The 11,517-nt window shown below is 61.9% G+C and carries 9 protein-coding genes and 2 pseudogenes; 6 read left to right on the plus strand and 5 right to left on the minus strand.

Translation table 11 applies throughout. The annotated features are described in order from the left end of the window. A partial coding sequence (locus JFT80_RS12840) for a hydantoinase/carbamoylase family amidase (protein WP_201148114.1) occupies nt 1-772 on the plus strand: 772 nt, incomplete at its 5' end. 149 nt (nt 773-921) lie between these two features. After that, entirely contained in the window at nt 922-1,947 is a 1,026-nt protein-coding gene (locus JFT80_RS12845) for a histone deacetylase family protein (RefSeq protein ID WP_122838661.1), read from the plus strand. A 140-nt stretch (nt 1,948-2,087) separates the two neighbouring features. Here JFT80_RS12845 and JFT80_RS12850 read toward each other — a convergent pair whose 3' ends face one another. Then, entirely contained in the window at nt 2,088-2,489 is a 402-nt protein-coding gene (locus JFT80_RS12850) for a lysozyme inhibitor LprI family protein (protein ID WP_122838662.1), read from the minus strand. A gap of 204 nt (nt 2,490-2,693) precedes the next feature. Here JFT80_RS12850 and JFT80_RS12855 point away from each other — a divergent pair, with 204 nt between their 5' ends. Further along, nucleotides 2,694-3,182: an SRPBCC family protein gene (locus JFT80_RS12855; RefSeq protein ID WP_122838663.1), complete on the plus strand. Its 489-nt coding sequence runs from the start codon at nt 2,694-2,696 to the stop codon at nt 3,180-3,182. A 470-nt stretch (nt 3,183-3,652) separates the two neighbouring features. On the opposite strand, the gene inhA is transcribed toward JFT80_RS12855, so the two are convergent. Beyond that, nucleotides 3,653-4,330 (minus strand): isonitrile hydratase, encoded by a 678-nt coding sequence (inhA, locus tag JFT80_RS12860; protein WP_201148115.1) that lies wholly within the window; start codon nt 4,328-4,330, stop codon nt 3,653-3,655. An 88-nt stretch (nt 4,331-4,418) separates the two neighbouring features. Here inhA and JFT80_RS12865 point away from each other — a divergent pair. Beyond that, nucleotides 4,419-5,400: pseudogene (locus JFT80_RS12865) on the plus strand (GlxA family transcriptional regulator). Here the strand turns inward: JFT80_RS12865 and JFT80_RS12870 are convergent. The 3 genes and pseudogenes from JFT80_RS12870 to JFT80_RS12880 all read right to left on the minus strand — a co-directional run bounded on the left by JFT80_RS12870 (nt 5,369) and on the right by JFT80_RS12880 (nt 8,965). After that, nucleotides 5,369-6,267, minus strand: a pseudogene (locus JFT80_RS12870) (alpha/beta fold hydrolase). The pseudogenes JFT80_RS12865 and JFT80_RS12870 overlap by 32 nt on opposite strands. A gap of 78 nt (nt 6,268-6,345) precedes the next feature. Continuing rightward, entirely contained in the window at nt 6,346-8,172 is a 1,827-nt protein-coding gene (locus tag JFT80_RS12875) for a glycoside hydrolase family 15 protein (protein WP_201148116.1), read from the minus strand. Then, nucleotides 8,165-8,965: a glucose 1-dehydrogenase gene (locus JFT80_RS12880; protein WP_201148117.1), complete on the minus strand. Its 801-nt coding sequence runs from the start codon at nt 8,963-8,965 to the stop codon at nt 8,165-8,167. Before JFT80_RS12880 ends, JFT80_RS12875 begins: the two co-directional genes overlap by 8 nt. A gap of 258 nt (nt 8,966-9,223) precedes the next feature. Here JFT80_RS12880 and JFT80_RS12885 point away from each other — a divergent pair, with 258 nt between their 5' ends. Continuing rightward, nucleotides 9,224-10,393, plus strand: coding sequence for an MFS transporter (locus JFT80_RS12885; protein WP_201148118.1), 1,170 nt, complete (start codon nt 9,224-9,226; stop codon nt 10,391-10,393). A gap of 86 nt (nt 10,394-10,479) precedes the next feature. Next, nucleotides 10,480-11,214: a thioesterase II family protein gene (locus JFT80_RS12890; protein WP_201148119.1), complete on the plus strand. Its 735-nt coding sequence runs from the start codon at nt 10,480-10,482 to the stop codon at nt 11,212-11,214. Nucleotides 11,215-11,517 lie beyond the last annotated feature (303 nt).

Consider the following 11,517-nt stretch of genomic DNA (forward strand, 5'->3'; position numbering starts at 1 on the left):
GCGGGACGTCGATGGCATCAGCGTCGCCGACGCGCTGCAACGCACCGGTTATGCCGGCGAACGCCCGCTGGGCGGCGCGGTGGATGCGTACTTTGAAGCGCACATCGAACAGGGCCCGATCCTCGAAGACAACGCCAAAAGTATCGGCGTGGTCAGCGGCGGCCAGGCGATTCGCTGGCTCGACGTGCGGGTCGAAGGTATGGCCGCCCACGCCGGCACTACGCCGATGCCGCTGCGCAAGGACGCCTTGTATGGGGTGGCGCGGATGATCCAGGCCATTGAAGGTTTGGCCACCGATTTCGCCCCTGAAGGCCTGACCACCGTGGGCGAGTTGAGCATTAACAAATCCTCGCGCAACACCATTCCAGGCCTGGTGAATTTCACCGTCGACCTGCGGCATCACCGTGATGAAGCCATCGAGGCTATGGAGCAACAGGTCCGTACACGACTGCAGGCGATTGCCGACGGCCGTGGCTTGAACCTCACGATCACCCCGCACTGGATCAGCCCGGCGACGCCGTTCGATGCCGAGTGCGTGGCAGCCGTGCAGCACGCCGTGGACGCGCTGGGCTACGCTCAGCAGTCGATTGTCAGCGGCGCCGGGCATGATGCAATTCACCTGGCGCGGTTCTGCCCGACGGCGATGGTGTTTATCCCGTGCGTTGGCGGGTTGAGCCACAACGAAGCCGAAGACGTGCTGCCCGAGGATGTGCGACAGGGCACTGATGTGTTGCTCAACGCCGTGCTGGCCCGCGCCGAAAAAGCTGAATAAACACAGTCCCTGTGGGTGCGGGCTTGCTCGCGGTAGCGGTGGATCAGTCGCCATTGATGTCGAATGTGCTGGCCTCATCGCGAGCAAGCTTGCTCCTACAGAGACACACTCAGCTTCAAGATCTACGTTAACTGACAGGTATTTGATCCATGCGCAGTTTTTTCCACCCCGAACAATTGCTCCACCATCCACGCAGTTACTACTCCCGCGGGCAGATGCGCACGCCGCAGGAAGTGCCGGAGCGTTTGCAGCGATTGGTGCAGGCTTCTCATTCCCTCGGCTTCAAAGTCGAGCAGCCCGTCGATGCGGGGCTGGCGCCATTGCTGGCGGTCCACGGCGCTTCGTACCTGCGGTTTCTGCAAGAAGCGCACCAGCGCTGGAAGGAGATCCCCGAGGATTGGGGCGATGAGGTGATGTCGAACATATTCGTGCGCGAGCCCAACGCCTTGCGCGGGATTCTCGCTCAAGCCGCCCGCTATCTGGCGGACGGCAGTTGCCCGGTGGGCGAACAGACCTGGCGTTCGGCGTATTGGTCGGCGCAAAGCGCGGTGGCCGGTGCTCAAGCGTTGCTTGACGGCGAGCCGGCGGCTTACGCGCTGTGTCGTCCACCGGGTCATCATGCCCGGGCCGAGGCGGCTGGCGGATTTTGTTATGTGAACAATGCCGCGGTGGCGGCGCAGGTTTTACGCGCCAGGTTCAAGAAGGTCGCGGTGCTCGACACTGACATGCACCACGGTCAGGGCATTCAGGAGATTTTCTACGACCGCGATGACGTGCTGTACGTCTCGGTGCATGGCGATCCGACCAATTTCTACCCAGGGGTTGCCGGCTTCGGCGATGAGCGCGGTGTCGGGGCAGGCGAGGGGTTTAACCTCAACTTGCCGATGGCCCATGGTGCGAGCGAGGCGGAATTTCTGGCACAGCTTGAAGTCGCGTTGACGGCGGTCAAGGACTTTGGCGCCGAGGTGCTGGTGCTGTCCCTGGGATTCGATATTTTCGAACTGGACCCCCAGAGCAAAGTGGCGGTGACCCGTGAAGGGTTTGCGGTGCTGGGCGAACGGATTCGTAGCCTTGGGTTGCCGTGCCTGATTGTGCAGGAGGGTGGGTATCACCTGGAGAGTCTGGAAGACAATGCCCGGGCGTTTTTTGTGAATGCCCAGGTGTGGCGGCTCTGAGTGAGATGGGGGCTGTCCGATCGCGGTCGCGGGTAAGCCCCGCTCCCACAGTGACCAAGGTGGACCACTTACTTGTGGACAACGCTGAACCTGTGGGAGCAAGGCTTGCCCGCGGTGAGGCCCTGGAGCACCCCCGTTATTTACTGTCCAGGCACAGGACACCCCATATCGCCCTCCTGGCATTTCAAATAATTCTTGAAAGTCTCCACCCGTGCGCGGGTCAGCTCTGTAATGCAATTACCGTAGATCAATGGGTAAACGCTCCCACCTTCCACCCCCGATGCTGAAAACTTGCACTCCGCATCCCGGAACGCAATCCACGAGCGTTGCGCGCCGATCAACAGCTTCTTGCGGTCCGGATCGCTCTTCAGCCGCCCGGTAATCTGCTGGTAAAGCGCATTCAGTTCCTTGTCCGCAGCCTTGTTCTGCTGGGTGGCGCACTGGTTCATCGTCGCCTGGTCGGTGGCGTTATCGCAATCTGCGGCCAGGGCCAGGTGGGTAAACAGCAGGGGCGTCAGCGCCAGGAGAAAGCGTGAGTACATGGGAGTTCTCGCTATGACATCGTAAAGAGAAGGGCAGTGTAGCGAACCCCGGCGAGGTCAGTTACCAGTCGCGCAAAAGCCGCTGCGCTGCAGTCATTTCCCAGCCGAATGAGCGCCATGGGTTGATTACAGTATGCGCTTGGTACAACTTTAGGGTTGGTCTTGTGGTCTTACAGGCCTACTGTTCATTACAGGAGGTGACATATGAACCCAGCATCAGATCGTATCCAAAGGAAAATCCTGCTCAGGACCCCGCGTTCGCAGGTCTGGCGCGTAATCGCCCATGCCGAAGCCTTCGGCCAGTGGTTTGGCGTGGCACTGGAGGGCAAGCGGTTTGTCGCCGGTGAGTGGACCCAAGGGCAGATCACTTACCCCGGTTATGAGCACCTGCTGTGGAACGTACTCGTGGAGCGGGTTGAGCCGGAGCGGGTGTTCTCGTTTCGCTGGCATCCCTACGCCGTGGAGCGGCACATCGATTATTCCCAGGAGCCGACCACCCTGGTGTTGTTCGAGCTGGAAGATATGGATGGCGGCACGTTGCTCAAGGTCACCGAGTCCGGCTTCGATCACATCCCCCAGGAGCGCCGTCTCAAGGCATTCCGCATGGACAGCCGGGGCTGGGATGAGCAGATGAACAATATCGAGGAGTTCCTCAAAATCAGCCACAAGGCACCGGAGCCCCAGCAAGAGTAAATGCCCGCAGGTTCTGGCCATGGTTGAAGCGCCGCGCCCAGCTGAGTGATGCAGAACCCCCGCGTCCCAGGCTTGCAGCTTTCAGCGAGGGGAGCGCCAAGGGTTCCCCGCTAGTAGCTATAGCGAATGTCCTACACGCTATGGTACTGATATCGTCTGTTACATTTTGGATCCGATGCGTATTCTGACCCCATCAACCGAGGCACAGGAAGTGCCTCGGGATCAGGGACGATCGACCATCAGCACGGAACGCTATCGACAGGGAGTCGACATGGTCTTGGGAAAACCCGCTTCGGCGGGTTTTTTTCGTCTGTACAAAACCGCCGTTACGACGAGAGGCGCCTCTCCGATCTCTGTAGGAGCACGCTACGGGCGGCGTCCCGACGATGGACGTGAACGATAACGCGGGAAGCCTGATACCCCGCGGCGTTCATTCATTTTTCGCGAGCAAGCTCGCTCCTACAGTAAGGTTACAGCCTGGCTGCGGCCCGCTCGGTAATCCGTGTTCGCTGCTCAAGCGATGGCGCTGCACGGCGCCGGGCGTCTTCCAGCACTGCGGCCGGCGCAGTGTCCGGGCTCCCCGAAGCAAAGGGCGGCGCGGGAGCGTACTCCAGTTGCAACTGCACCAATTGCGCAGTGCCCTCATCGAACAGTTCCGCAGCCAGCGTCAGGGCAAAATCGATACCCGCCGTGATCCCGCCGCCGGTCAGCAGGTTGCCGTCGCGCACCACACGGTCCTGAACCGCAATCGCCCCCAGAAGCTTGAGCAATTCGTGATACGCCCAGTGAGTGGTGGCGCGCTTGCCCTTGAGCAGACCTGCCGCGCCGAGTACCAGGGCGCCGGTGCACACTGACGTCACATACCGTGCACTGGCCGCCTGGGCCTTGATGAACGCCAACGTCACCTCATCCTCCATCAATGGGCCGACGCCACTGCCGCCGGGGATGCAGATCACATCCAGAGCCGGACAGTCCTCGAACGTCGTAGTCGGTTGCAAGACCAGCCCGGTGCTTGCTGTCACTGGCCCCAGGTCCTTCCAGACCAGATGCACCTGCACGTCCGGCAGGGACGCCAGCACGTCATAAGGCCCGGTCAGGTCCAATTGCTGGACCTGGGGGAACAACAGAAAACCTATCTGCAACGCCATGGTGATTTCTCATGAAGTGGGTGGACGACCTCACTCTAGCTCTCTAGGATGTGGCGCATACGCCAATCAACCCACGAATTACGCCAACATGCCTAAAGTCATTCATGTGCTCGCGTTCGCCAAGGTGCAGTTGCTCGATGTCACCGGGCCGCTGCAAGTGTTTGCCTCGGCCAATGACATCGTCCGCCAGCAAGGCCTGCCGGCACCCTACGCACCGACGGTGATCGCCAGCGGTGGCGGGGCGGTCATGTCCTCTGCCGGGTTGGCAATGCTGGCTGAACCGCTGCCGCAGACGGCCAGCGACACCTTGATCATCGCCGGCGGCTGGGGCGTGTATGAAGCGGCTCAGGACCCGGCACTGGTGAGTTGGGTGCGCAGCCACGCAACCCTTTGCCGGCGCGTGTCCTCGGTGTGCACCGGGGCTTTTCTGCTGGCCGCCAGCGGCTGGCTCGATGGCCGGCGGGTGGTCACTCACTGGACCCGGTGCGAGCAGTTGGCCCGGCAGCATCCGCAGCTGCGGGTGGAACCCGACCCGATCTTCATCAACGATGGCCCGGTGTGGACCTCGGCCGGCGTCACTGCCGGCATCGACCTGGCGCTGGCCATGGTGGAACAGGACCTCGGTCGCGAGATGGCCATGGAAGTGGCCCGCCAACTGGTGGTGTTTCTCAAGCGTCCCGGTGGCCAGTCGCAGTTCAGCGTGACCCTGTCGTTGCAAAAAAGGTAATCGGTTTGACGAACTTCATGCCTGGATCAGCGAAAATCTTCCCCTGGACCTGGGGATTCCAACACTCGCCGCCCAGGCGGGCATGAGCGAACGCAGTTTCGTGCGCCACTACCGCGCCGACACCGGCCAGACCCCCGCCCGGGCGATTGAGTCGATTCGAGTGGAAACGGCGCGCAGGTTGCTCAGCGACACCGGTGTGCCGATCAAGCGCGTGGCGATGCAATGCGGGTTCGGTAGCGAAGAGACCCTCAGGCGCAGTTTCCTGAGGGCGATGGGGGTGACTCCGCAAGCCTATCGGGAACGCTTTTGCATCAGCGCTGCAGCAGATCCAGTAGTGCCTTGAGGGTGGCTTGGGGGCTTCTTCGGGAATGTCGTGACCGACCCCGGCCAGAACACGCCGCTCGTAGTCACCGGTGAAAAAGTCCCGATCTTCATCGTTTGCCGTTGCAGGTCCGACGCCATCGTCTGCGCCGCACAGGGAGATAGTGGGCACACTGATCGGCGGCTGGCGAGTCAGCGCCTGCTCCATCCATTCCAACGCCGGATCGCCATCGACATACTTGAATCGGTGCCGGTAGGAGTGAATCACCACCTCGACAAAGTCCGGGTTATCAAGGGCCGTTGCACTGCGCGCGTACAACGCGGGGCCCTCGTCCCAGGTCGGTGACCACAGGCGCCAGAGCAACTCGCACAGTGCATGCCGATTTCGGGTCAAGCCCTCGACTCCACGCGGGCTATGGAAGTAGTACTGATACCAGAGCCGATGTTCGGTTTGCGGATCCAGCGGCTTAACCGAGTTGGGAATGTCCTGGAGGTTGTACCCATCGCCAGTGACCAGGCAACGAACCCGCTGCGGCCACAGTGCCGCCACGATGCACGCCGCGCGTCCGCCCCAGTCGTAGCCGCAAAGCGCTGCCTGCTCAATCCCGAGGATGTCCATCAGCTCCAGCAGATCCTGGGCGAGGGCTGCCTGCTGCCCGGAGCGTGGGGTACCCGGGCTGTTGAAACGGGTCGGACCGTAGCCGCGCAGATACGGCACGATAACTCGATAGCCTTGTGCACCGAGCACGGGTGCTACCGAGTCGAACGCGCGCGGGGAATAGGGAAACCCGTGCAGCAGAATCACCTGCTCACCATTGGCCGGGCCGTGTTCTTCATAGGCGATTGTGAGCATTGATGTTCGGATGAACTGGATGGGATGGCCAGTCATGCAGCAATCTCCGCGAGCCTCTGTAGGAGCCTGCGGCGGCTCCTGCGTGCGAGTGAACTGTTAAGGTTTAGGCCTTCATCATGGCTGCCACTCACTCTTTTCCCCACTCAACCGCCGATCGAGAAAACTCGCCGCACTGATCAACGCCAGATGGGTCAGTGCCTGCGGGGTATTGCCCAGATGCCGGCCATGGCTGTCGAACTCTTCGGCATACAGCCCCAGCGGATTGGCATAGCGCAGCAATTGCTCAAACTCCAGATGAGCCTTTTCCACCTGGCCGGCGCGGGCCAGGCATTCAACGTACCAGAAGGAACACGCGGCGAATGCGCCTTCGGTGCCGGTCAAACCGTCGATGTTGGCGTCATCGTTGCGATAGCGGTAAACCATGCCATCGCGCACCAGATGTTTCTCGATGGCCTCAAGGGTCGAGAGCCAGCGCGGATCCTTGGCGCTGACGAAACGCACCAGCGGCATCAGCAGCATCGAACCGTCGAGGGCCGTACCGCCCTTGTACTGCACGAAATGCCCGCGCTCTTCGTCCCAGAAGTTGTCCCATATATCGGCGTAGATCGCCTGACGGGTCTGATCCCATTGCGCGAACGGTGCCGGCAACGAGCGTTTCGAAGCCAAACGAATCGCCCGGTCCAGCGCCACCCAGCACATCAGCCGCGAGTGCAGAAAGTGATGTTGCTCACCGCGCATTTCCCAAATGCCTACGTCAGTCGTCTGCCACGTCTCACAGACCTGGTTGACCACTTCACACACATGTTTCCAGCCTTCGTGGGAAATCGCATCGCCGTACTTGTTGACCAGATATACCGCGTCCATCAGTTCGCCAAAGATGTCGAGCTGGATCTGGTCATACGCGCCATTGCCGATGCGCACCGGTTTCGCGCCACCGTGGCCGGACAAATGTTCAAGCTCGGTTTCCGGCAATTCCTGGCGACCGTCGATGGCATACAAAATGTTCAGTTTCATCGGCTGGCCATGGCAATCGCTGACCCGTCCGCGCAGCCAGTTCATGTAGGCGTTGGCTTCGCCGACGAAGCCCAGGCGCATGAAGGCGTAAACGGTGAAGGAGGCGTCGCGGATCCAGGTGTAGCGATAGTCCCAGTTGCGCTCCCCGCCAGGTGTTTCCGGCAGGCCGAAGGTGGCGGCCGCAAGGATGGCGCCATGCTTGCGTGAAGTCAGCAGCTTCAGCGCCAGGGCCGAACGATTGACCATCTCCCGCCAGCGGCCTCGGTAATTGGACTGGCCGCTCCAGTCGCGCCAGAATTTCAGGGTGCGCTCCATGCACATGTCCGCCGCGCCCTGATCAAAGCGCGGGTCATCCACGCCGCCGAGCATGAATTGCGCGCTCTGGTCCTGTTCCAGGCTGAATTGCGCTACGGCTGCGTCCGCGTCGATGCGCATCACTTGATCGGAGGACAGGCGCAGGGCAGGCTGGTCGGTCGCCTCGAACACCACGTCCTGATCAGCCATCTGCGCGCGAGTGCTGGCGCGGGCGTAATCGTGTCGCACAGCGCAGCGCATATGAAAGGTCGCCCGACCGCTGACAACGCGAACCCGGCGCATCAACACCGGCAGGTCGTCCTCGCTGTCGCCGATCGGCAGCATGTCGGTGATTTCCACCACGGCGAACTCGCTCAGCCAGCGGGTTTGCAGGACATTGGTGTCCGGTAGGTAAATCTGCTCGCGCCGGGCATCGGGCAGGTCCGGCGCCAACTGGAAAATCCCTGCGTCGGGGGTGTCGAGCAGCGAACAGAAAATCGACGGGCTGTCGAATTCCGGCCAGCAGAAAAAATCCACACTGCCCTTGTCGTTGACCAGTGCGGCACTGCGCATGTCGCCGATGATGCCGTGGGCGTCAATCGGGCTCTGTCGTTCTTGATGATGCTCAGCCATTGCCGCGAAACTCCGGATAAAGACTCATGCCGCCGTCGATGAACAGGGTGGTGCCGACGATGTAATCAGCGGCATCCGAGGCGAGAAAAACCACCGCGTTGGCAATGTCCTCGACGTCACCGATGCGGCCATAGGGAATAAGTTTGAGCAGTTCCTGTGCAGCGGCGCCCTCAGTAGCTGTCTGGTTGATAGCGGTACGAATCGCGCCCGGGGCGATACCGTTGATGCGAATGCGCTGGTGGCTGACTTCCTGGGCGAGGGTTTGCATCAGCATGTCGACGCCACCTTTGGAGGCGGCGTAATTGACATGGCCGGCCCAGGGAATGCGCTGGTGCACCGAACTCATGTGAATGATTTTTCCGGCGGCCCGGGACACGCCTTCGCGAATGCCCTGTTGACTGAAAACCCGCAGGGCAGCGCGGGCACACAGGAACTGGCCGGTAAGGTTCACGCCGATCACCTGGTTCCAGTCCGCGAGGCTCATGTCGACTGCCGGGGCGTCTTTCTGCAGGCCCGAATTGGCCACCAGGATATCCAGCGAGCCGAAGGCTTCGAGGGTTTGCGCGAACAGTCGTTCGACGTCTTCCTCCTTGGCAACGTCTGCGCCGATGGCGATGGCGCGACCGCCTTGCTCCTTGATCTGCCGGGCGAGTTCTTCAGCCGGGGCGGCCTGTGAGTTGTAGTTGAGCACCACGGCAGCACCGGCAGCGGCCAGGGCCTTGGCGGCGCCGGCACCGATACCGGAGCTGGCGCCGGTGATGAGGGCGACCTGTTGGTCCAGGGAAATCAGCATAAGGGTTAGCGCCTTGAGTTGAGGGCCTTATCAGCTGACTGGTTTCGGACTTCAAGAGTTCACCAGCAAGATCAAAGATCGTCCGATCGCGGCCCGAGCCTGCGTTGGAATGCGAGCCCCTGTAGGAGCTGCCGGAGGCTCGGGCCGCGATCGGACGATGTTTTGATCCTGGGGCTTTAACATTCAACCAACAATTCAGCGCTTTCCCCGCCCCCCGCCTTATGGCAATTTGCACTCCCTTCCAGAGACAGTCAGACCATGGCAAATCCCTACCGCGAACTGTTCAGGGCCCCGGGCAGCAGAGCCTTCGTGTTGGCCGGGATGATCGCGCGCATGCCGATTTCGATGACCGGTATCGGCGTGATCACCATGCTCTCGCAGTTGAAGGGCGGGTATGCACTGGCCGGTGCGGTGGCGGCGACGTTTGCCCTGGCCACGGCGTTTTGCGCACCGCAGGTTTCCCGTCTGGTGGACCGTTTCGGCCAGCGCCGCATTCTCCCGGTGTCGGCGCTGATCGGTGGCGGCGCGCTGCTGATGGTGCTGCTCTGCACTCGACTGCAGGCCCCGCACTGGACACTGTTCCTGTTCGCGGCGCTGGCCGGTTGCATGCCCAGCATGTCGGCGATGGTGCGGGCACGCTGGACCGAGGTATACCGCGGCAAGCCCGAGCTGCAAACCGCCTATGCACTGGAGTCGGTGCTCGACGAAGTCTGCTTTATCGTCGGGCCCCCGTTGTCGGTGGGGTTATGCGTGGTGGTCTTCCCCGAAGCCGGGCCGCTGGCGGCGTTGCTGATGTTGGCGATCGGCGTGACTGCATTTGTCCTGCAAAGGGCAACCGAACCTGCGATTCATCCCCACGAAGCGCACCACCAGGGCTCGATCATTCGCTCCGTCGAGCTGCGATTGCTGGTGTTGCTGATGGTTGCCATGGGCACCATCGTCGGCGTGATCGATGTGGTCAGCGTGGCGTTTGCCCGGCATCAGGGGCAGCCGGCGGCGGCCAGTATTGTGTTGTCGGTGTACGCCATCGGCTCGTGCATGGCGGGGCTCGCGTTCGGCGCATTGCGTTCGAAAGTGCCACTGCCGCGACTGTTCCTTTACGGCGGCGTGGCGACGGCGGTGACGACCCTGCCGCTGTTGCTGGCGACCAACATCCTCGGCCTGTCCCTGGCGGTATTCGTCGCCGGGCTGTTCTTCGCCCCGACCCTGATCGTCGCCATGGCACTGGTTGAGCAGATCGTGCCTGCGGCGAAGCTGACCGAAGGCCTGACCTGGCTGGTCACCGGCTTGAGCATCGGCGTGGCCATCGGTGCGGCCAGTTCGGGTTGGCTGGTGGACGCATTCGGCGCACCCAGCGGGTTCTGGGTGGCGATTGCGGCCGGCGTCGTGGTGCTGGGCTCGGCCATCCAGAGCTTCCGTAAATTGTAGGCGCGAGCTTGCTCGCGATTGCGATCCGACTAATTCACCGGCCGCCTCATACGTTCTCCAACCAGACAACTATCGAGGTGAGCCCGGTGACCCAGCTGACATTGCTGTGCCTGCCCTATTCAGGCGCGAGCGCCATGGTTTATAGCCGCTGGCGGCGCAAGCTGCCGGCGTGGATCAAGCTGCAACCGGTGGAACTGCCGGGACGCGGCGCACGGTTTGGCGAGCCGCTGCACACCGACATGCGCCGCCTGGCGCGGCAATTGGCCGAGGAACAACTGGTCACTCTCGAGGCTCCGTATGCCTTGTTCGGCCACAGCCTCGGCGCGCTGCTGGCCTGTGAAATGGCCCATGCCTTGCGTTCGCTGGGTAGCCCGGAACCCGTAGCGCTGTTCGCTTCGGGCACCGCTGCACCGACGATGCGCGCCGACTACGACCGCGGTTTCGCCGAGCCCAAATCCGATGCCGAGCTGATTGAGCAACTGCGCAACCTAAACGGTACCAGCGAGGAAGTCCTGGCCAACGCAGAGTTGATGAGCCTGACCTTGCCAGTGCTGCGCGCCGACTTCCTGCTGTGCGGCCGCTTCGAACCTGTCGAGCGTGCGCCGCTCAAGTGTGCGGTGCATGTCCTCGGTGGCAAGGACGATCGCGCCAGCACCGAACAGTTGATTGGCTGGAGCAGGGAAACCCGCGGTAGTTTCTCGGTGGACATGCTTGCCGGTGGCCATTTTTTCATCCATGAACACGAGGCCAAGGTGCTGAAGGTGATCAAGGATCAACTCGACATCCACCATCGCCGGCACGCCATCGTCGCCAGCGCCTGATGCAACGCCTTTGTGGGAGCAACTGTCTTCCCCTGCCACATCAATGTCGAATGTGCAGACGCCATCGCCAGCAGGCTGGCTCCCACAGTGGTCTGCGCCGTACATAAATGCTGCGTCCACCACCACTACCCTGTGGGAGCGGGGCTTGCCCGCGATGGCAATCTCCCTGCCACATCAATATCGAATGTGCAGACGCCATCGCGGGCAAGCCCGGCTCCCACAGTGGTCTGCGCCGTACATAAATGCTGCGTCCACCACCACTACCCTGTGGGAGCGGGGCTTGCCCGCGATGGCAATCTCCCT

Source organism: Pseudomonas sp. TH10 (assembly GCF_016651255.1).
Classification (GTDB): domain Bacteria; phylum Pseudomonadota; class Gammaproteobacteria; order Pseudomonadales; family Pseudomonadaceae; genus Aquipseudomonas.